We start from the raw sequence: 20,603 nt of genomic DNA, 5'->3' as shown, positions 1-20,603 counted from the left end.
ATGTATTCGTTTAATTTTGTAATAAATCCTTTAAAGAACTGCGAGTTAGCCCAATAAAAAAACCCATAATAAAATGGGTTTTGTGTGTTTACTAAGAAAAGATATGTGGTTTAGTAACTCTTTCTATCACGCCGTAATCCAACTCGTATCAGCAGGATTTTCTCTCCATCTGTTCAGCTTCTCGACATCGCTTTCTTTAATGTAGCCATGTTTTTTGGCTACTTCGATGAGCGTTGTGTAGTCACTTAATGAATAGGTAAGGATGCCTTCGGAGTCTAATTGTTCTTTGCCTTTTTTCAGTTCATAGGAGAAGATTGAGACGACGCCGAGAACGTTGCAGCCATTTTCGCGTAATGCTTTTACGGCCTCGATTACGCTTCCCCCTGTGGAAATCAAGTCCTCGACAACAACGACCTTTTGTCCGGGGAGGGCTTTTCCTTCAATTTGGTTGCCTTTGCCGTGCCCTTTTGGTTTGGAACGGACGTAGCACATTGGCAGGTTTAATAAATCACTCACCCAAGCGGCATGCGGAATTCCGGCTGTTGCTGTGCCGGCAATCACTTCCACTTCAGGGAAGTGTTCATTTATCAAGGATTGCAGCCCGCTGGCAATTTCTCTGCGGATTTTCGGATAGGAAAGAGTAAGTCGGTTGTCACAATAGATCGGCGATTGAATCCCTGACGCCCATGTAAAGGGATTGTTCGGCTGCAAATGAACAGCCTCGATTTTTAATAAATGTTCCGCTATCGAATACTTCATACCCTGATTCCCTCCCATGCTTCTGTTATTTTTTTATAAGCAAAGACCGGATCTTTGGCTCCGATGATCGACCTGCCGACCACGATGGCGTTCGTTCCAAGAAGCCTTGCTTGCTCAGGTGTAGCGATCCTTTTTTGATCATGGCGGTCCCCATCAGCCGTCCTGATCCCGGGTGTCACCGTTAAAAAGTCTTTCCCCACTTGATCATGGATCATGCTTACTTCATGGGTCGAGCATACGACTCCATCCAAACCTGAAAGCCTGGCCAGTCGGGCGTAGTGAAGAACCGATTCTTCAAGGGTGGCGTTGATTAGCTGTTCTTGATTCACCTGATCGGAGCTGGTGCTTGTTAGTTGTGTAACGGCAATGCACTTTGGCCGTTCTTTTCCCATCAGTGTTCCTGCTTCCAGGCCTTCCAGTGCTGCTTCCATCATCTTTCGTCCCCCGGCGGCATGCACATTTACCAGGTCCACATTCAGTCCTGCGAGACCCTTCATCGCCTGCTTAACGGTATGGGGAATATCATGGAGCTTTAAATCGAGAAAGATATCATGGCCGCGTCCTTTGATAAAATCAATGATTCCTGGACCATTTTGATAAAAAAGTTCCATGCCCACTTTCACAAATAATTGTTCTCCACTGAATTGGTCCAAAAAATGCTCTGTTTCTTTTTGGCCTGGAAAATCAAGCGCGATGATAAGCGATTTGTTCATGTTTGCCCCAGCTCCTTCCGGTACATTCAGAAATATGGTCATATCCCAGCTTCTCAAGCATCGCCGGAAGTTCTTCAATGATTTTCGGGCATATGAACGGATCGACAAAGTTCGCTGTTCCCACCGCCACGGCACTGGCCCCGGCATAGAAAAATTCGATGACATCCTCCACAGTTGTAATTCCACCCATTCCGATGATTGGAATCGATACGTGCTGGCTGACTTCATGAATCATTCTGATCGCAACCGGTTTAATCGCCGGGCCGGATAAGCCGCCGCTGCCATTTGCAAGGATTGGCTTTCCTGTTTTAAGATCCAGCCTCATGCCAAGCAGAGTATTGATCATCGTCAGACCGTCTGCGCCGCCATCTTCAACGGCCCTGGCAATTTCAACGATATTAGTGACATTCGGCGATAGTTTAACGTAGACAGGCACCTGTGAGACTTCCTTCACAGCCCGGGTCACGCTTTTTGCGACGTCAGCATCGGTTCCGAACGCAATTCCGCCTTCCTTCACATTGGGGCAGGAAATATTCAATTCCAAAGCTTTCACATTTGGAGCATTGCTTATTTTACGTGCAACCTCTGTATAATCATCAATTTGGGAGCCGGCAATATTAGCTATAATCGGAACATCATATGAATCAAGCCATGGTAACTCTTCCCCGATCACTTTATCAAGGCCGGGATTTTGCAATCCGATTGCATTCAGCATCCCGGCAGACGTTTCGGCCACTCTCGGTGTCGGGTTGCCAAACCGGGGTACCGGTGTTGTCGCTTTAATCATGATTGCTCCGAGTTCGCTTAAATCATAGAACTGGCTGAATTCGCGTCCAAAGCCGAAGCAGCCTGAGGCGGGCATGATTGGATTTTTCAGTTCTAGTCCCGGAAGACGAATCTCTAGTGATTTCATATTACAACCTCCCCTGACCGAAACACCGGTCCATCACTGCATACCTTTTTATAGGAAGATCCAGTTGGATCATCGGCAGTGTGGCAAACGCATGCAAAACAGGCACCGATTCCGCAGCCCATCCGTTCCTCAAGTGACAAAAACAATTTCTTATGTCCGTATTCTATCTCTAATGCTCGTAACATTGGGGTCGGCCCGCAAGCATAGATGACCGTGAAATCCTTGGGCAAATCCCTGATTACATCTGTAACGAATCCCTGGGATCCGTACGATCCGTCAGCGGTGACAATATATGTTTCGCCCAATTTGGTAAATTCATCTTCGTAAAAAACATGTTCTTTTGCTTGAAATCCCAAGACATGCGTCGCAGTAATACCTTTTTCTTTTAACCTCTTAGAAAGTTCATATAAAGGAGGCACGCCAATCCCTCCCCCAACCAACAGGACTGTATCACTGCCTGCGGCCGCTTCATTAAGCGGAAAGCCGTTTCCCATCGGACCCAGTACATCGACACTTTTTTCTATCTCCTTCTGCGAGAGCAGCTCGGTGCCCTTTCCCTCGGCACGGTAAATCATCGTAAATTGTTTTTTTCCCGGATTGATAGACGATATACTGATCGGCCGTCTGAGCAAAGGCTCAAAACCATTACCTGTTTTAATGTGGACAAATTGCCCTGGCTGGCTCATTTCGGAAACGAGCTCACCTTCCAGGGTGAGCTCATATATAGATTGGGCAATTTCTTTCTGGTTGATTACCTTCATTTCTTCCTGTTTGATCATGAATAAACCACCTCAGAGCCGTGATCGGCATTGCCCATTGCTTCTGCCGAAAACGTCATTGATTCGATCACCCTGAGGATCGCTTCTGCTGTGTCCAGGGAAGTTAAGCATGGAATCCCGTTTTCAACCGACTCGCGCCTGATCCGGAAACCGTCACGCTCAGGCCGTTTGCCCTTCGTTAACGTATTAATTACCAATTGTGCTTCACCATTCCTGATCACATCGAGAAGGTCTTTTCCTGCTTCCCCGATTTTTTCAACCACCTGAACCGGGATTCGCGATTCTTTCAATACTGATGCTGTTCCGGATGTCGCAATTAAGCGATATCCGCAATTGTGGAAGCGGCGGGCGAGCTGCAGCACTTCCTGCTTATCCTTGTCTGCGACTGTCAGGAGAACGGAACCGTGGTCTTTTATCTTGATTCCTGAAGCAAGCAGCCCTTTATAAAGTGCTTTTTCAAGGGTGGAATCTTTCCCCATGACTTCTCCGGTCGATTTCATTTCAGGCCCTAACGTGATATCGACTCTTCTAAGCTTTGCAAACGAGAATACCGGCACCTTTACGTAGACTCCCGATTTTTCCGGTACAAGGCCGCTTTGATAACCCAGCGATTCCAGAGAGTTCCCGAGAATGACTTTTGTAGCCAGGTTCGCCATCGGTACATTGGTAATCTTGCTTAGGAAAGGGACCGTACGGCTTGAGCGCGGATTGACTTCAATCACATATACTTCATTGTTGCTGACAACATATTGAATGTTTAGCAGGCCGATGATATTCAGCCCTTTTGCAAGCCTTGCTGTATATTCGACAATCTGATCCTTGATTTGCTGCGTAAGGTTTTGCGGCGGATATACTGCTATCGAATCACCGGAATGGACGCCCGCGCGCTCAATATGCTCCATAATCCCTGGTATGACTACGTCTTTGCCGTCGGAAATCGCATCCACTTCAATTTCTTTTCCGGTTAAATAGCGATCAATAAGCACCGGGTGTTCAGGGTTGATTTTTACGGCATTTTCCATATAGTAAAGCAATTCAGCCTGCTGATACACGATTTCCATCGCCCTGCCGCCAAGGACATAGGACGGCCTGACTAAAACCGGATAGCCGATTCTTTCAGCGATCGACACCGCCTGCTCGATGGATGTAGCTGTCTTTCCGTTTGGCTGCGGAATCTCTAATGTTCTCAGTGCCTGTTCAAACTTATCGCGGTTTTCTGCACGGTCGAGATCTTCAAGGGTTGTGCCTAAGATAGTAACGCCGTGTTCTACAAGTTGACCCGCTAAGTTAATCGCCGTTTGACCGCCGAATTGGACGATGACGCCCATTGGTTTTTCAAGATCAATGATATGCATCACATCTTCGATTGTCAGCGGTTCGAAATAAAGCTTATCCGAGATACTGAAATCGGTTGAGACCGTCTCTGGATTATTATTAATGATAATCGCTTCATATCCAGCTTCTTTAATCGCCCACACCGAGTGGACGGTCGCATAATCAAATTCGACACCCTGGCCAATTCTGATTGGACCAGAACCAAGAACGACGACGCTTTTCCGGCTTGTAACGACAGACTCGTTTTCATCTTCATAGGTTCCGTAAAAATAAGGCGTTTCCGATTCAAATTCAGCAGCACATGTGTCGACCATTTTGTAAACTGGGACTATTCCTTTTTCCTTGCGCCATTGATATACAGATTTTTCGCTTTCATTCCACAGAGAAGCAAGCGCAGCATCAGAGAATCCCATCTGCTTTGCTTTTCTGCCAATCTCCTCATCATATTGATGTTTCTGAATCGTTTTTTCATAAACGACGATTTTATTCAGCTTATGAAGGAAAAACAGGTCGATTTGGCTCCACTCATGAATCGTTTCGATGCTGATTCCGCTTCGTAATGCTTCGCCGATATAGAATAAACGTTCATCACCGGCTTTCCTGATGCGTTTCTCAATTAAGCTGTCGCTGATTGTTTCGTTCAGTCCAAGGTGAAATAAACCAGCCTCAAGCGAACGGATCGCTTTCAGGATTGACTCTTCAAAGGTTCGACCGATTGCCATTACTTCTCCGGTCGCTTTCATTTGCGTTCCAAGCCGGCGGTTGGCAGACTCAAACTTATCAAACGGCCAGCGCGGAATTTTTGTCACCACATAATCGAGCGCCGGTTCAAAGCTTGCATACGTTTTTCCGGTAACAGGGTTCATCATTTCATCAAGCGTCAAGCCGACTGCAATTTTCGCTGCAAGCTTGGCAATTGGATATCCCGTTGCTTTAGAAGCCAGCGCAGACGAGCGGCTGACACGCGGGTTCACTTCGATCACAAAATAATTGAAGCTGTCCGGATCTAAAGCAAGCTGTACGTTACAGCCGCCTTCGATTTTAAGGGCCCTGATAATTTTCAATGAAGTGTTTCTGAGCATTTGGTATTCCCGGTCACTTAGTGTCTGGCTGGGGGCAACAACAATCGAATCTCCTGTATGGATGCCGACCGGATCAAAGTTTTCCATATTGCAGACGACGATCGCATTGTCATTACTGTCTCTCATAACCTCGTATTCTATTTCCTTGAAGCCGGCGATGCTTTTTTCCAGTAAGCATTGGTGTACCGGACTGCTTTTCAATCCGCCTGTAACGATTTCAACCAGATCTTCTTCATTTTCACATATGCCACCACCCGTTCCTCCAAGCGTAAACGCCGGGCGGACGATGACCGGATAGCCGACACGTTCCACAAAATCGTGGGCTTCTTCTAAAGAATGAATAATATCGCTGTCAGGCACCGGTTCACCAAGCTCATTCATTAGCGTGCGAAATAGATCGCGGTCTTCCGCTTGTTCGATCGCAGAAAGCTTGGTTCCAAGAATTTTCACGCCGCATTCTTCGAGAACGCCTGAATTGGCCAGCTCAACGGCCATATTAAGCCCTGTTTGCCCCCCTAAAGTGGGAAGTAGAGCATCGGGACGCTCTTTACGGATAATTTTGCTGACAAACTCGAGCGTGATCGGTTCTATATAAACAGCGTCGGCAATTTCAGCATCGGTCATGATTGTTGCCGGGTTGGAGTTTACAAGGATGACCCTGTAGCCTTCTTCTTTTAACGCGATACAGGCCTGTGTGCCCGCATAATCAAATTCAGCTGCCTGTCCGATCACGATGGGACCTGAACCAATCACAAGGATGCTTTTTATATCTGTACGTTTTGGCATGTTACTTCCCCTTCCGTTTTAGCTGTTTCGATCATCGTCAAAAATTCATCAAATAAGTAATTAGCATCAACTGGTCCCGGTGAGGCTTCAGGATGATACTGTACTGTAAAGGCTGGGAACTGCTTATGTCTCAATCCTTCAACTGTTCCATCATTTAAAGCAATATGGGTTACTTCCAGATTCGTCCGCCCGACCGATGCGGCCTGGACTGTATAGCCATGGTTTTGAGAAGTAAGGGCGATTTTTCCGGACTTCAAATCCTTGACCGGGTGGTTCGACCCGCGATGGCCAAATTTCATTTTTTCCGTGTCTGCCCCATTCGCAAGGGCAAACAGCTGATGGCCAAGGCAGATACCGAACATAGGGACCTTTCCTTGGATATCCCGGATCATTTCAATCGCTTCGCCGACATCTTTCGGGTTTCCGGGTCCGTTTGACAGCATAATGCCATCCGGGTTCAGGCTTAAAATTTCTCTGGCAGTGACATTGTAAGGGACAACAATCACATCACAATCCCGGTCATTCAATTCCCGTAAAATGCCGTGTTTCATCCCGAAGTCGACAAGGACTACCCTTTTTCCTCTTCCTGGGCTTGGGTATGCCGTTTTTGCAGAAACCCGCTTCACCTGATCGGTTGGCAATACGGTAGCCTTCAGTTGCTGAAGTACCTCGGCCGCATTTTTGTCGATACTGCAGATGGCTCCCTTTAATGTTCCATAATGGCGGATAATTCTCGTTAACTTTCTCGTGTCGATTCCGCTGATGCCAGGAATGTTTTTACCTTTAAAAAACTCATCCAAAGACATTCCGCTTCTCCAATTGGAAGGAAAGTCGGCGGCTTCTTTGACGACAAATCCAGAAATTGCGGGATTTATCGATTCAAAATCATCCCGGTTGATTCCATAATTTCCAACGAGGGGGTAGGTAAGGGTGACGATCTGCCCGCAATAGGAAGGATCGGACAATATCTCCTGATAGCCGGTCATTCCTGTGTTGAACACCACTTCTCCTGTTTTTTCTGAATCACTTCCGAATGCTTCCCCGATAAATATCGTGCCGTCTTCGAGAATGAGTTGTCTTTTCATTGATTGTCACGTCCTTTTTCCCAGCGTATTCTGCCTTCCGCAATCGTGATGGCCGGCCAGCCATAGCATTTTTGACCATGGAAAGGAGTGTTTTTTCCTTTGGATGCAAACTCACGGCTGTCAATTTCCTTTTCTGTTTCTAAATCCAGTAAAACAATATCTGCCGGTGCGCCTGACCTTAGCCGCCCATATGGCAGGGAAAAGCTGTCAGCAGGTTTCAGTGTTAAAAAGTCAATCAGGGTTTTCAAGGACAAGTTTCCGTTTTTGACGAAATGGGTATAAAGAAGCGGAAATGCCGTTTCTAGTCCGACGATTCCAAAGGGAGCCAGACGCATGCCTTCCGCTTTTTCCTCAGCTGTGTGGGGAGCGTGATCGGTCGCGATAAAGTCGATCGTACCGTCAAGCAGTCCCTCAAGCAAGGCAGCACGGTCATCCCGTCCTCTTAATGGGGGATTCATTTTATAATTGGGGTCAAGTCCTGGGATATCTTCCTCACAAAGCAGCAGATGATGAGGAGTCACTTCTGCCGTCACCTTTATTCCAGCTCTTTTCGCATCTCTGACCACTCTGACGGATTCTTTTGTGCTGATATGGCAAACATGGTAATGGCAGTCGGCAGCTTCCGCGAGCAGAACATCCCTGGCGATCTGGACAGATTCACACACCGAAGGAATGCCATTTAATCCTGAGGCTTTAGAAAAGGCGCCTTCATGGACAGAGCCTTTATTGATTAATGTGTTATCCTCACAATGGGCGACAATCGCCATATCCACAGCAGCTGCCTGTTTCATCGCGGCAAGCATCATGCCAGCCTCCTGGATTCCAACACCGTCATCGGTGAAGGCAAATGCTCCTGCCTGCTTCAACGCTTCAAAATCAGTCAATTCTTTGCCTAACTGACGTGTAGTGATCGATGCATATGGCAGCACCCTTACATGTGCCGTATCTTCAATTCTAGCGGTCAACCAGTCCATTTGTTCCTTGCTGTCAGGTACCGGTCGTGTGTTTGGCATGGCAGCTACCGTAGTGAATCCGCCTCTGGCAGCAGCCATCGTTCCCGTCTCGATCGTCTCTTTCTTTTCTCCGCCCGGCTCACGCAGATGGATGTGTAAATCGATAAATCCGGGAGCAATAAGCATTCCCGCTGCGTCAATCACTTCACTGTCCTGTGCAGGGATTTCTTCAGCAATTTCGGTAATTGCCTTTCCTTCAAACGCTATTTCTGCTTTCAAAAAGTTTCCTTCGTTATCGAGCAATACTCCATTTTTGATGACTGTTTTCATGAATGTTTCCTCCCTTTATCTGTTCTATCGCTCTTTTTAATACGGCCATCCTGATAAAAACGCCATTTTCCATTTGTTTAAATATCCTCGACCTTCCGCATTCGACTAAATCAGTGTCAACTTCAACACCGCGGTTGATCGGAGCAGGATGCATGATAATCGCTTTCGGCTTCATGCTTCTTTCCCGCATTTTTGTTAAACCGAATCTTTGCAGATATTCAGCGTCAGCTCTTGTTTCTTTTTCGGCATGCCGTTCATGCTGGATCCTAAGCAGCATCACGACATCCGCTGTTCCAATGGCGCTGTCAATATCCTCATATCCTCCAATACCGATTCCTTCATCAAACCATTCAGGGGGCCCTGAAAAAACAACTTCAGAACCAAGTCTTGTTAGAGCAACCGCATTAGACCTGGCCACACGGCTGTGCCTGATATCGCCGATAATCGCAATCTTCAAGCCTTTAAAGCGCCCGAACTCTTGTTTAATCGTCATCAGATCCAGCAATGATTGTGTCGGATGATGCCCACAGCCATCGCCGGCATTAATTACCGGAATGCTGAGCCTGCCTTTTAGCTCATCAAAGTAAGCATCCTGTTCATGCCTGATTACCAGGGCGTTTACCCCAATCGCTTCCAGTGTTCTCGCTGTGTCGTATAGCGTTTCCCCTTTTTGCACACTTGAGGTCCCGGCGTCAAATGGGATGACTTCCAGCCCCAATTTCCTTTCGGCCATTTCAAAGCTGCATTTTGTGCGTGTGCTTGGTTCGAAAAAGAGATTGGCAACCATCGTCTGGCTTTCCGGAAACCAGCCTTCTCCATTTGCAAAAGCCTGTGCCTGGCTGATAATTCCCTCGATATCATGGACGGATAGCTCATTCATTGTCAGTAAATTCCTCACGTGATTTGCCCCCTTTTGCAAAATCAGGGTGAAAAAATACCCTGGCCGAGAAATGGCTCAGGGTGAAAAAGTGCTTGTCAAAGGATGATAGACTTAAAGAAAAACCCTTCCAGTCATCAAACTTATGCTCTGCACCACCCTTTTAAGCCTCTCTGGACTTCTTTTAAAAGGTGAATAATATATTGTTTGGTATTTATTCTACTTCTTCGACAAACATATTTCCGTCTGCCTTTTCCCTGCCGGGCAGAATCAGATTTAACAGGACACCGATAATCGCTGCAAGTGCCATTCCTGAAAGTGAGACCGTGTCTGACAGTTTTACAAACGCACCGCCCACCCCGATAACCAGAATGACGGATGCAATAATCAGGTTTCGATTATTTCCAAAATCAACGTTGTTATCAATCAGCATACGCAGTCCGCTTGAGGCAATAATCCCGAAAAGCAGGATCGAGATGCCTCCCATAACTGCCTGAGGTATCGAACTGATCACCGCTGTGATTTTTCCGATGAAACCAAACAAAATTGCAATCACGCCCGCTCCGCCGATGATATATACACTGAATGCCCGGGTAATTGCCAAAACCCCGATATTTTCACCGTAAGACGTGAGCGGCGGACCGCCAATAAGCGAGCCAATCATAATCCCTACCCCGTCTCCAGCAATCGATCGATGGAGTCCTGGTTTCTCGATAAAATTCCTGCCGACTACTTTACTTAACACCATTTGGTGGCCGATGTGCTCAGCAAGCGTGACGACTGCCACCGGCACCATGATAATGATTACTTCCCATGAAATACCCGGTGTATACGTTGCGAACGGTACCATGAAGTCCGGCATTTGGAACCACTTTGCTTCCTGTATTCCGCTGAAGTCGATGATTCCTGCAAAAAAGGCCGTGGTATAGCCAACGATGATCCCGATCAGGATTGGAATCAGTCCAAGAAATCCGCGCAGGAAAATCGAACAGATAATCGTGACAGCAAGTGTGATCAGTGCTACTGTAATATGTGTCGTACTATATACAAGCTCTCCAGTTGGCGCTCCCGGGTTTTTGTACATCGCCATGTTCACTGCCGTACCAGCCAAGCCTAAACCAATTACAATGATCACAGGCCCGACAACCACCGGCGGCAGGATGTTCATCAACCACTGCAGCCCGGCTTTTTTGATAATCAAGGCGATGATCCCATACACAAGGCCGGCAAAGAAGCAGCCGATCAAGGCCGATTCCGGACCGCCAAGCGCTTTTGCCGCGATAATCGGCGAGATGAAGGCGAAGGATGATCCGAGATACGCCGGAATCTGTCCTTTCGTAATCAGCAGATATGACAGCGTTCCAAGTCCGCTTGATATCAATGCTATGCCCGGGCTAAGTCCCACTAAGAAAGGCACTAACACCGTTGCCCCGAACATGGCGAATAAATGCTGCAAGCTTAAGGTAATCCATTGAACCGGTGAAGGGATATCCCTCACGTCCAAGACCACGTCTCTTTTTGTTTCGTTCATCAATATGTCCTCCCTAGATGCCTATCAGAAAAGTGGAAGCGCCCTGCAGAAAGGAACGTCGACTAAGATCCTCTCCGGACTGTTTTTAAAAGGTTCGATCAGTTTTCAAATATGCTTACCTGGTCTATTCCGTCTACTTCTGTTAAAGCGACAGCAATTTTTTCTGAATGGGATGTCGGCACATTCTTTCCTACATAGTCAGCCCGGATCGGCAGTTCCCGGTGTCCCCTGTCAACCAGGACAGCAAGTTGAATCTGTGAAGGCCTGCCCATGTCGACTAGGGCGTCCATTGCTGCTCTTATCGTTCTTCCTGTGAAAAGGACATCATCGATAACAACTACCTTTTTATCGGTAATATCAACAGGAATATCTGAACCTAAGATCTGCGGCTCACCATCGTGTGTCTTTTTTGTTAAGTCATCACGGTATAAGGTGATGTCCAGTTCGCCAACTTGAATTTCTTTTCCTTCGATCTGGTTAATCCTCTCGGCAAGGCGGTTAGCAAGAAAAATGCCGCGGGTTCGAATCCCGATCAAAATGCAATGCTCGATCCCTCTATTTTTCTCAATAATTTCATGGGCTATTCGTGTCAACGCCCTGCGGATAGCCTGCTCATCGAGGACAATCGCCTTTTCATTCATCATCTAAACACCCCCAAGAAAAGCGTAACACCGTTCAAAGTTCAAAAATTTATATATACTTTCTTTTCTAATAAAAAATCCCCATGCCGAGAGGGCATGGGGATTTTTGGTTATAACAAGGACATAGCTATGCTGCACCCTTGTAATCCGCTTCCTTCTCAGCCTCTCTGGACTGTGTTAAAGGTTCTTATTTAATTAAGTTCATGTTAAGTGTTTTTGCGGGCTTTGTCAATTACTTTTTCGTAACCGGTCAAGAACCTGTTCGAAATCCTCCGGCAAGGGTGCCTCAAACTCCAGATATTCCTTTGACCTTGGATGCACAAAGCCTAATACTCCCGCATGAAGAGCCTGTCCATTTATACCGGTCAAGGTTTTTCTCGGACCATACTTCGGATCGCCTGCTAGCGGATAGCCGATATATTTCATGTGAACACGGATTTGATGCGTTCGGCCGGTTTCAAGCTGGCATTCAACGTACGTAAAGGAATGAAATCGTTCGAGGACACTGAAATGGGTGACCGCGTGCTTGGAATGCTCTTCGGTAACGGTCATGCTCTGGCGGTCCTTTTTATCCCGTCCGATCGGGGCATCGACCGTCCCGAAGTCATGCGGAATGATCCCATGTACAATCGCCTTATATTTGCGGGTGACCGTTTTGTCAACGAGCTGCTGGACAAGGCTTTCATGGGCCAGATCATTTTTGGCGACCATTAACAAGCCAGATGTATCCATATCAATACGGTGGACAATTCCCGGCCGCATAACACCATTGATGCCGGATAAATCCCGGCAATGTGCCATCAGCCCATTGACAAGCGTTCCGGATGTATGGCCTGGCGCCGGGTGCACCACCATGCCACGCGGTTTGTTGACGACAAGCACATCGCTATCTTCATAAAAAATTTCCAGATTCATTTCCTCAGGCAATACATCTAGTTCTTCAAGCTCAGGCAGTTCCACTTCGATCTGGTCTCCGGGGCTGCATTTGTAATTCGTTTTGGTGACGGCTCCATTTACAAGGACATGGCCATCTTTAATCAATTGCTGCACCTGTGATCTGGACCATTCTTGATTTAAGCCAGACAACACCTTATCAATCCGTTCGCGGCCATGAGTTTCATCTAAGCTGTATGCTATGTTATCCATTCTTTCTCTCCTTCGCGAGCTTTTCTTCCAAGAACATATAAATAATCAACAGTCCAACTCCGATACAGAGGGCCGAATCTGCAACATTGAATATCGGGAAATTATAACTGAAAATATACGTATGGATAAAATCGACGACTTCTTTTCTGACGATGCGGTCAATAAAATTGCCAATGGCACCGCCGAGCATCAATCCAAGCGATACCCCGAGCAGGACACTTTGCCTGCCCATTTTCTGAAGGTAGTAGACAAGTCCGACAATAACAATGATGGTAATTACGTAAAAAAACCACATTTGTCCTTCTAATATGCCCCAGGCTGCCCCACGGTTGCGGTGTGATGTTATGTATAGAAAGTTGTTGATGATCTCGATGCTTTCCCCATACTCCATATTTTTCACAATCAGCCATTTCGTAATTTGGTCCAGCGCAATAACAAACAGGGCAATTAAATAATAAAGCACAATATATCCCCCAAACTATCTATATGTTTCCTTCTGAATTGTAGCATAATCTGAAAAAATTGCCTAATTGATATTGTTGTAGAAAGGATTTGTTATTATTTTGCTGTCTATAGGATTGGCTTTCTATCAGGGTAAAAAACAAAAACAGAGCATTTACGCGAAAAAAAGAATGATTTAAGCGAAACTGTCGGTCATTTAAGCGAAAGTCATTGGAATTAAGCGAAAAACTAATGTAATTAAGTGAAAAGTCAGTTTATTTAAGCGAAAGGCTTGATCACCCAAAAAAAGAAGCGGGGCAAAAGCTCCCACTTCCCTCTTATATTGTTTATTGATTCATTGAGTAATGTTCTTCAATCACAGAAGCACAGCGAGAGCACAGGGTTGGATGTTCCTCAACCTGGCCAACATCTTCAGTGACATTCCAGCAGCGTTCACAGGTTTCCCCTTCTGCTTTCGTCACAACGATCGCAGCATTTTCGAATTTCAGGGCATCTTCCGGAGCGGCATCGAGATTGCCTGCTACCTCAAACGCTGAAACAATGAAAAGCTGCTCCAGATTTTCCTGGATGCTGTCGAGTAATTGTCTGCCCGCACCATTTACATAGACCGTAACTTTTGCATTCAGGGATTTACCAATGACTTTTTCATTACGAGCTACTTCCAGCACTTTTAATACATCATTACGCAGGGACATGAACGCATTCCATTTTTCTTCGACGGCCTGGGCGTTCTCCACCTTGATTTCATCAGGCATAAGCGTCAATTGGACGCTCTCCTCTGTGATGCCAGGGACGAATGACCACACCTCATCTGCCGTATGCGAGAGGATTGGCGAAACAAGTTTAGCAAGCACAAGCAAAGATTCATAAAGAACGGTCTGGATCGCTCTTCTTTCGTTGCTGTCAGGTGCTTCACAGTATAGAATATCCTTAGCATAATCAAGATAGAAGGCACTTAAATCAAGTGTACAGAAATTATTTACCAGATGATAAATGTTTGCAAACTCATAATTGTCATAAGCCTGCTTAACGTTTTTCACGAGCCTGTTCAGTTTAATGAACATGAATTGGTCAACTTCACGAAGGTCCTTATAGGCGACTTTATCTGTTTCTGGATGAAAGCCATCGAGATTTCCAAGCAGGAAACGGAAGGTATTACGGATTTTACGGTACACTTCGGCTACCTGTTTTAAGATCGGGTCGGATACGCGGACATCTGACTGGTAATCAACGGATGCGACCCACAGCCTCAGAATGTCAGCTCCAAGCTGGTTCATGACTTTAGCAGGTACAACGACGTTCCCGATTGATTTACTCATCTTCCTTCCTTCCCCGTCCAAAGCAAAACCATGGCTTAGCACACCTTTGTAAGGTGCTTTTCCGCTTACTGCGACGCTAGTGGAAAGGGAAGAGTTGAACCAGCCGCGGTATTGGTCAGAGCCCTCCAAATATAAATCAGCAGGCCTTTGCAGGTCTTCCCGCTCTACAAGGACAGCCTGATGGGATGAACCTGAATCAAACCAAACGTCCATGATATCTGTTTCTTTTGTGAAAATTCCATTCGGACTGTCAGCGTGAGAAAAGCCTTCCGGTAGCAAATCTTTGGCATCACGCTCAAACCATACATTGGATCCATGTTCCCGGAACAGGCTGGAAACATGTTCAATCGTTTCGTCGGTGATAATCGGTTCGCCATTTTCCGCATAGAATACCGGTATCGGAACGCCCCAGGCACGCTGGCGGGAAATACACCAGTCTCCGCGGTCGCGGACCATATTAAACAGACGCGTCTCCCCCCACGCCGGCACCCATTTCGTTTCCTCGACGGCCTTTAACAGGTCCTGGCGGAAATCTTTAATCGATGCAAACCATTGGGCAGTTGCCCGGAAAATCGTCGGCTTTTTCGTACGCCAATCGTGCGGATAGGAGTGAGTGATAAAAGAAAGCTTTAATAAAGCGCCAGCTTCCTGAAGCTTCTCAGTAATTGCCTTGTTAGCTTCATCATAGAACAGCCCTGCAAACTCACCGGCTTCTTCTGTCATAACGCCTTTTTCATCAACAGGACAAAGTACGCCTAAGCCATATTTCTGGCCGATAATGAAATCGTCTTCCCCGTGTCCCGGTGCCGTGTGGACACAGCCGGTTCCGGCATCCGTTGTTACATGCTCGCCTAGGACAAGAAGTGATTCACGGTCAATAAAGGGATGTTTTGCAACGATTCTTTCAAGTTCGCTGCCCTGCACTGTTTTTACGACTTTAGGGCCTTCCCAGGAAACCGTGTTCGCCACTGACTCTAACAATGCTTCAGCCACTAAATACTTAGCACCTTCAACCTCAACCACGACATAGGTTAAATTGGGGTGTACAGCAATTCCGAGATTAGCCGGGATTGTCCACGGTGTAGTTGTCCAGATGACGATTTTTACGCCTTCTTCGATGACCCCTTTCCCATCGGTCACTTCAAATCCTACATAAATAGATGCTGAACGTTTGTCTTGGTATTCGATTTCCGCTTCCGCAAGTGCTGATTCACTGGATGGGGACCAGTATACAGGCTTAAGCCCTTTGTAGATGTAGCCTTTTTTTGCCATCTCTCCGAATACTTTAATTTGCTGCGCTTCGTATTCCGGCTTTAAAGTAATGTATGGATTCTCCCAGTCTCCGCGCACGCCAAGACGCTTGAATTGCTCCCGCTGATTATCAATTTGTTCGTAAGCATATTCTTCACACAGCTTGCGGAATTCAGCGACGCTCATTTCTTTTCGTTTGACACCCTTTTTCGTAAGGGCTGTTTCTATAGGAAGACCATGCGTATCCCAACCAGGTACATAAGGAGCATGGAAGCCGCTCATGGATTTATAGCGGACGATAAAATCCTTCAAGATTTTGTTGAGTGCATGCCCCATATGAATATCGCCGTTTGCATAGGGAGGTCCGTCATGCAAAAGAAATAACGGGCGTCCGTTCGTATGCTCCTGGACTTTTTGGTACATGTTCTTTTCATTCCATGCCGACTGGATTTCCGGCTCCCGCTTTGGCAGATTTCCGCGCATCGGAAATTCTGTTTTCGGCATCAATAATGTATCTTTGTATTCCATTTTCATTCCTCCAAATTAAATGTGTCATGCATGATCGATAATCAGTGGACCCTTTAAAAAATAAAAAAAGCCCCCTCATCCCACAAAAGGGACGAGAAAGCTTGATTCCCGCGGTACCACCCTGGTTAGACAAAAGCGTATTGCAATAAAATAAAAGCCCCGCCATGTCCTCTTAAGCATCCGTAACGTGGATGAGACGCCTTGCTTACTTCCTTTCGGGTTCAACTTGGAACTCAAGGGTGATCTTCGATTTCTTCGCCTATACCGGGCTTCCACTCTCCCCGGCTCGCTCATTGCAAGGAATATCCTTCTTTCATCAGGCAGTGAAGAAATATACTGTCCCTCTCATCGTATGATATCGATATGAACTCTATTGTTAAAAAATTATATGCGAAATAAGTGCAGAACGTCAAGTGAACTCTTATATTTTACTCGTCTACGTGTAATTCAGTGGCATCCATCTCGTATTCAAGCAGTTTATCCCAGTCATCGTTATCCAGGAGGTCAAGCTGAGCTGCAACGAGCATTTTAAAGCGTGTCCGGAAAACCTTCGACTGTTTTTTCAACTCTTCAATATCCATTGCAATTTTCCTTGCCTTCGAGAGGGAATCATTCACAATGCGGTCAGCATTCTTTTCCGCTTCCTTTATGATTAACTTCGCTTCTTTCTGGGCGTTCCTCTTTACATCTTCTGCCGCTTCCTGTGCGACAATGATGGCCTTGTTCAGTGTTTCTTCAATATTTGTAAAATAACCCAAGCGATCGTGTACTTCAAATAACTTGTCCTCGGCTTCCTTCTTTTCGCGAAGGATAATCTCATAATCTTTTATGATCTGGTCAAGAAATTCATTGACTTCATCTTCATCATACCCACGGAATCCTTTGTTGAATTCCTTATTATGTATATCTAACGGGGTTAAGGGCATACAGGCACCTCCAAAACAATTTCTACGCTTTTATATTATACTATGTTTCGACAACAATTTTGTAAATCCTTTTCATTCTGCAATTATTTTTGCCTTCCTACAGAAATTCTCCATTTATCCTTTTTGGTCTTTCCTTCTATCGACAAAATTCTACAGCGGCCAAAGCCGCGGATGGACAGCGTGTCCCCTTCCCTGCATTCAGCCGATGTGCTTTCAATTTGCTTGAAATTCATTTTGACCTTGCCTGAACTGATCAACATTTGCGCTTTTTGGCGCGAGAGATTAATCACCGACGAAATGACCGTATCAAGTCTCATGGAGCTAACCGTAATCGTTTGTTCATCCCAGGATTCTTCTGGCTGCAAAATGTCAGTTAACTCCCGTTTTTTGATGGTAACTGAAGCTTTTCCGATTTTCTCCAAACTTGACAGCAAGTAAGTCTCAATTTCGGCAGCCGCTACCACCTGGATATGCTCACCAGAAATGATGATATCCCCGTATTTTTCACGTTTAAGGCCAAGTGACATCAGGGTTCCAAGCACTTGCCTGTGATCGAGGGTAACAAATTTCTTCGGATACACTACATCAAATAAAGAAATCCGATAATCACTTTCAGCAGGGGAAAAATAATTCGGACAAAGAATTGCCCTTTTTCTCTCCGCTTTATCACTTCCTCCATATAAAAAAAGTGAGATTTCCTCATCTTCCCCAAGCAGTGTTTGTACGATCAGCTGCCCGCGGGGATCAAGAAAATCCGTCAGTTTAGGAGCATATAAGTTTCTTGCCTGTCCAATCCAATTCAAAGCCTGATCGATGAATTCCCGCTCTTCCGGCCTGAAATGCTGATAAATGCTCATAGATGTTTCTCCTTTATATAAGAAAAGCACAAACGGTCCCTTATGGACAATCCCTACATTCCTGCTAAAAAGCCAGCCAGCTAAATAACTGCCCCAGACCGTTTCCGGCAAACTGCAGGACAAGCAGTGCCACGATTGGTGAAAAATCAATCATGCCGAAGGGCGGGATGATTCGTCGAAATGGTTCCAAATAAGGTTCGCATATTCTTGACAAGAAGCGCCCGATTGTTGTCTCCCTCGCATTTGGGAACCATGACATCAATAGGTAAATGATTAGAACCGTAGAATAAACCTGGATTAATTTCAATAAAATATCAAACAAAACCAGCATTAAAATTTACCACCTCGCATTTTCATACTCTTCTTCAAGAGCAAAACCGGTAATGTTTCCTGAAACATCGACATTGTCAGGTGTGCATAGGAAAATATCCGTTCCGATTTTTTGAATATCGCCGCTGACAGCATACACTGTCCCACTTAGGAAATCAACGATCCTTTTAGCCTGGTCATGCTGAATACGCTGCAGGTTTACGACTACGGCACGACGGTTTTTCAAGTGGTCCGCCACTTCCTGCGCTTCGGCATATGCCCTCGGTTCCAATAGTATCACTTTTGAGGATTTCTGTATGCTTTGCAGGCTTACAACGTTTTGATTTGACTGGGAAGAAGCCTGGGACTGTTTAGAAGACGGTTTTGTAACTTTTGGTTCCTGTACCTCTTGTTCGATAACTTCTTCCCTGTATTCATATTCGTCTTCAAGTGCGAAAAAAGATTTGAATTTTGATACAATTGACATAAGGTACCTCCTTAAGAATCTTCGCCAACCAGTGCAGTTCCTATACGAATTATCGTTGCGCCTTCTTCAATGGCAATCGGAAAGTCATTTGACATCCCCATCGACAGCTCGGTGCAGGGTGCATGTCCGAGACGTGCGTCTTGAATTTCTCCCTGAAGTTCTTTTAGTTTTTTAAAACAGCTGCGAAGCACAGATTCATTATCGGTTAACGGTGCCATGGTCATCAAACCGGCAACGGATAGTCTATCGAAGCCTTCAAGACTTTTGATGAATTCCAGCGCTTCAGCCGGCTCAATGCCACGCTTTGAATTTTCCCCGGACACATTCACCTGGACAAAACATTTCACCTGTTTGTCCGTTCTTTTTTGAATTTCTTCCGCTAATGATATACGGTCTAGTGAATGGATATACTCTACTTTATCAATGATATTTTTCACTTTTTTCGTCTGCAGGCTGCCAATGAAATGCCAGACTGCCTTTTGTTTCATAGTGGAATATTTATGCGACAGCCCTTCGTCGCGGTTTTCACCAAGGTTTGTGATCCCAGCGGCAACAGCTTCCTGTGCCCGTTCGGCAGATACATATTTCGTAACGGCAACTATTGTTATTTCTTCAGGATTCCTGCCGCTTTTTTGGCAGGCTTGCAGGATCTTTTCTTCGATGGCTACTAAATTTTCTGCTACTTTCAATGCGATGTTACTCCTCCTTCCAGCCGATGAAGCTCATGTTACGGCCTGTCTTTCCATTATCCCGGCGGTGGGAGAAAAACTGGCTGCGCACGCAGCTTGTGCATAATGACGATACTTCAATCTGGCTTCGGGGTACGCCTGCTTTTTCTAAAAGAAGTGCGTTTAGTGTTTGCAAATGCAATTGATATTGTCCCTTACTGATTAGATTATATGGCTTTTCGTCATTATCTTCCAGCATATTTTGCACCAGAGTAATAACTTTGTCATCAACGATATAGCAATCACCACAAATTGACGGACCAATAAATGCATATATTTCCGAGGAAGAAATCCCTTCCTCGTTCCATCTGCCGATCATTTTTGGCCCGATACCGGCTACTGTCCCTTTCCAGCCTGCATGGGCTGTACCGATATAGCCGTTTCTCGGCGCAAAAAAGTATAACGGGACACAGTCAGCAAACACGAGTGTCAACAATATTCCTTTTTGCCCGGTATAGAGTCCGTCAGTAGCTCTGAGTCCTGATTGATAATCCCGTGAGCCTTTGCCTTTGTCTCCGGAACCGATTTTCGCAATGTTAGTTTCATGCGTTTGTTCGGCACCGACCCAGTTTTGTAAAGGAAAAGGAAGATGGCCTGCAAGTAATTCACGGTTTTTAACGACGGCTTCCAGGCTGTCGCCGACATGGAACCCTGTATTTAAACTATCGAACTCCGCCGTGCCGGTACCTCCGTTTCTTGTCGTGAACCCGGCATGAAGGCCAGGCGAGGCTGATTGCCAGCTTTCAATCTCAAAGTAAGGTTCCTTCTTTAACATAAACGGTTCTTTCATTGGGTAAACCTCTTAG

19 protein-coding genes are annotated in these 20,603 nt (G+C 45.9%); all 19 read right to left on the bottom strand.

Annotated features, from left to right (window positions below; genetic code table 11):
• Positions 1-126: 126 nt before the first annotated feature.
• On the bottom strand, positions 127-759 hold the full coding sequence (pyrE, locus tag ELQ35_RS08570; RefSeq protein WP_126864404.1) for an orotate phosphoribosyltransferase: 633 nt from the start codon (positions 757-759) through the stop codon (positions 127-129).
• Entirely contained in the window at positions 756-1,472 is a 717-nt protein-coding gene (pyrF, locus tag ELQ35_RS08565) for an orotidine-5'-phosphate decarboxylase (protein ID WP_126864403.1), read from the bottom strand. Before pyrF ends, pyrE begins: the two co-directional genes overlap by 4 nt.
• The gene (locus ELQ35_RS08560) at positions 1,444-2,385 is read right to left on the bottom strand and encodes a dihydroorotate dehydrogenase (RefSeq protein ID WP_126864402.1); all 942 of its coding nucleotides are present in this window, start codon (positions 2,383-2,385) and stop codon (positions 1,444-1,446) included. The genes pyrF and ELQ35_RS08560 overlap by 29 nt, the downstream gene beginning before the upstream one ends.
• Complete coding sequence (locus tag ELQ35_RS08555; protein ID WP_126864401.1) at positions 2,382-3,164, bottom strand: dihydroorotate dehydrogenase electron transfer subunit; 783 nt, start codon at positions 3,162-3,164, stop codon at positions 2,382-2,384. The genes ELQ35_RS08560 and ELQ35_RS08555 overlap by 4 nt, the downstream gene beginning before the upstream one ends.
• Complete coding sequence (gene carB / locus ELQ35_RS08550) at positions 3,161-6,367, bottom strand: carbamoyl-phosphate synthase large subunit (protein ID WP_126864400.1); 3,207 nt, start codon at positions 6,365-6,367, stop codon at positions 3,161-3,163. The genes ELQ35_RS08555 and carB overlap by 4 nt, the downstream gene beginning before the upstream one ends.
• Positions 6,346-7,452: a carbamoyl phosphate synthase small subunit gene (locus tag ELQ35_RS08545; protein WP_126864399.1), complete on the bottom strand. Its 1,107-nt coding sequence runs from the start codon at positions 7,450-7,452 to the stop codon at positions 6,346-6,348. Before ELQ35_RS08545 ends, carB begins: the two co-directional genes overlap by 22 nt.
• The gene (locus tag ELQ35_RS08540; RefSeq protein ID WP_126864398.1) at positions 7,449-8,735 is read right to left on the bottom strand and encodes a dihydroorotase; all 1,287 of its coding nucleotides are present in this window, start codon (positions 8,733-8,735) and stop codon (positions 7,449-7,451) included. The genes ELQ35_RS08545 and ELQ35_RS08540 overlap by 4 nt, the downstream gene beginning before the upstream one ends.
• The gene (locus tag ELQ35_RS08535; RefSeq protein WP_126864397.1) at positions 8,698-9,633 is read right to left on the bottom strand and encodes an aspartate carbamoyltransferase catalytic subunit; all 936 of its coding nucleotides are present in this window, start codon (positions 9,631-9,633) and stop codon (positions 8,698-8,700) included. Before ELQ35_RS08535 ends, ELQ35_RS08540 begins: the two co-directional genes overlap by 38 nt.
• Before the next feature lie 193 nt (positions 9,634-9,826).
• Positions 9,827-11,143: a solute carrier family 23 protein gene (locus tag ELQ35_RS08530; RefSeq protein WP_126864396.1), complete on the bottom strand. Its 1,317-nt coding sequence runs from the start codon at positions 11,141-11,143 to the stop codon at positions 9,827-9,829.
• 98 nt (positions 11,144-11,241) lie between these two features.
• Entirely contained in the window at positions 11,242-11,784 is a 543-nt protein-coding gene (gene pyrR, locus ELQ35_RS08525) for a bifunctional pyr operon transcriptional regulator/uracil phosphoribosyltransferase PyrR (protein ID WP_185861713.1), read from the bottom strand.
• Positions 11,785-12,012: 228 nt separating this feature from the next.
• Positions 12,013-12,930, bottom strand: coding sequence for an RluA family pseudouridine synthase (locus tag ELQ35_RS08520; RefSeq protein WP_126864394.1), 918 nt, complete (start codon positions 12,928-12,930; stop codon positions 12,013-12,015).
• Positions 12,923-13,393: a signal peptidase II gene (gene lspA, locus ELQ35_RS08515; RefSeq protein ID WP_126864393.1), complete on the bottom strand. Its 471-nt coding sequence runs from the start codon at positions 13,391-13,393 to the stop codon at positions 12,923-12,925. Before lspA ends, ELQ35_RS08520 begins: the two co-directional genes overlap by 8 nt.
• A 325-nt stretch (positions 13,394-13,718) precedes the next feature.
• Complete coding sequence (gene ileS / locus ELQ35_RS08510) at positions 13,719-16,490, bottom strand: isoleucine--tRNA ligase (RefSeq protein ID WP_126864392.1); 2,772 nt, start codon at positions 16,488-16,490, stop codon at positions 13,719-13,721.
• A 428-nt stretch (positions 16,491-16,918) separates the two neighbouring features.
• Positions 16,919-17,416: a DivIVA domain-containing protein gene (locus tag ELQ35_RS08505; RefSeq protein WP_126864391.1), complete on the bottom strand. Its 498-nt coding sequence runs from the start codon at positions 17,414-17,416 to the stop codon at positions 16,919-16,921.
• An 83-nt stretch (positions 17,417-17,499) separates the two neighbouring features.
• On the bottom strand, positions 17,500-18,273 hold the full coding sequence (locus tag ELQ35_RS08500) for a YlmH family RNA-binding protein (protein ID WP_126864390.1): 774 nt from the start codon (positions 18,271-18,273) through the stop codon (positions 17,500-17,502).
• Positions 18,274-18,337: 64 nt separating this feature from the next.
• The gene (locus ELQ35_RS08495) at positions 18,338-18,604 is read right to left on the bottom strand and encodes a YggT family protein (protein WP_126864389.1); all 267 of its coding nucleotides are present in this window, start codon (positions 18,602-18,604) and stop codon (positions 18,338-18,340) included.
• 6 nt (positions 18,605-18,610) lie between these two features.
• Positions 18,611-19,069, bottom strand: a complete 459-nt coding sequence (locus tag ELQ35_RS08490; protein WP_126864388.1) for a cell division protein SepF — start codon at positions 19,067-19,069, stop codon at positions 18,611-18,613.
• Positions 19,070-19,080: 11 nt separating this feature from the next.
• Entirely contained in the window at positions 19,081-19,758 is a 678-nt protein-coding gene (locus ELQ35_RS08485; protein ID WP_126864387.1) for a YggS family pyridoxal phosphate-dependent enzyme, read from the bottom strand.
• A 7-nt stretch (positions 19,759-19,765) separates the two neighbouring features.
• On the bottom strand, positions 19,766-20,587 hold the full coding sequence (pgeF, locus tag ELQ35_RS08480) for a peptidoglycan editing factor PgeF (RefSeq protein ID WP_126864386.1): 822 nt from the start codon (positions 20,585-20,587) through the stop codon (positions 19,766-19,768).
• Positions 20,588-20,603: the final 16 nt, after the last annotated feature.

Source organism: Peribacillus cavernae (genome assembly GCF_003989135.1).
GTDB lineage: Bacteria > Bacillota > Bacilli > Bacillales > DSM-1321 > Peribacillus > Peribacillus cavernae.
Note: the sequence above shows the minus strand (reverse complement) of the source record. Positions and strands in the feature narration are given on the sequence as shown.

Excerpts from the sequence above, each read along its gene's own strand:
- pyrE (WP_126864404.1), bottom strand. The coding sequence starts at position 759 with ATGAAGTATTCGATAGCGGAACATTTATTAAAAATCGAGGCTGTTCAT.
- pyrF (WP_126864403.1), bottom strand. The coding sequence starts at position 1,472 with ATGAACAAATCGCTTATCATCGCGCTTGATTTTCCAGGCCAAAAAGAA.
- ELQ35_RS08560 (WP_126864402.1), bottom strand. The coding sequence starts at position 2,385 with ATGAAATCACTAGAGATTCGTCTTCCGGGACTAGAACTGAAAAATCCA.
- ELQ35_RS08555 (WP_126864401.1), bottom strand. The coding sequence starts at position 3,164 with ATGATCAAACAGGAAGAAATGAAGGTAATCAACCAGAAAGAAATTGCC.
- carB (WP_126864400.1), bottom strand. The coding sequence starts at position 6,367 with ATGCCAAAACGTACAGATATAAAAAGCATCCTTGTGATTGGTTCAGGT.
- ELQ35_RS08545 (WP_126864399.1), bottom strand. The coding sequence starts at position 7,452 with ATGAAAAGACAACTCATTCTCGAAGACGGCACGATATTTATCGGGGAA.
- ELQ35_RS08540 (WP_126864398.1), bottom strand. The coding sequence starts at position 8,735 with ATGAAAACAGTCATCAAAAATGGAGTATTGCTCGATAACGAAGGAAAC.
- ELQ35_RS08530 (WP_126864396.1), bottom strand. The coding sequence starts at position 11,143 with ATGAACGAAACAAAAAGAGACGTGGTCTTGGACGTGAGGGATATCCCT.
- pyrR (WP_185861713.1), bottom strand. The coding sequence starts at position 11,784 with ATGAATGAAAAGGCGATTGTCCTCGATGAGCAGGCTATCCGCAGGGCG.
- ELQ35_RS08520 (WP_126864394.1), bottom strand. The coding sequence starts at position 12,930 with ATGGATAACATAGCATACAGCTTAGATGAAACTCATGGCCGCGAACGG.
- ileS (WP_126864392.1), bottom strand. The coding sequence starts at position 16,490 with ATGGAATACAAAGATACATTATTGATGCCGAAAACAGAATTTCCGATG.
- ELQ35_RS08505 (WP_126864391.1), bottom strand. The coding sequence starts at position 17,416 with ATGCCCTTAACCCCGTTAGATATACATAATAAGGAATTCAACAAAGGA.
- ELQ35_RS08500 (WP_126864390.1), bottom strand. The coding sequence starts at position 18,273 with ATGAGCATTTATCAGCATTTCAGGCCGGAAGAGCGGGAATTCATCGAT.
- ELQ35_RS08495 (WP_126864389.1), bottom strand. The coding sequence starts at position 18,604 with ATGCTGGTTTTGTTTGATATTTTATTGAAATTAATCCAGGTTTATTCT.
- ELQ35_RS08490 (WP_126864388.1), bottom strand. The coding sequence starts at position 19,069 with ATGTCAATTGTATCAAAATTCAAATCTTTTTTCGCACTTGAAGACGAA.
- pgeF (WP_126864386.1), bottom strand. The coding sequence starts at position 20,587 with ATGAAAGAACCGTTTATGTTAAAGAAGGAACCTTACTTTGAGATTGAA.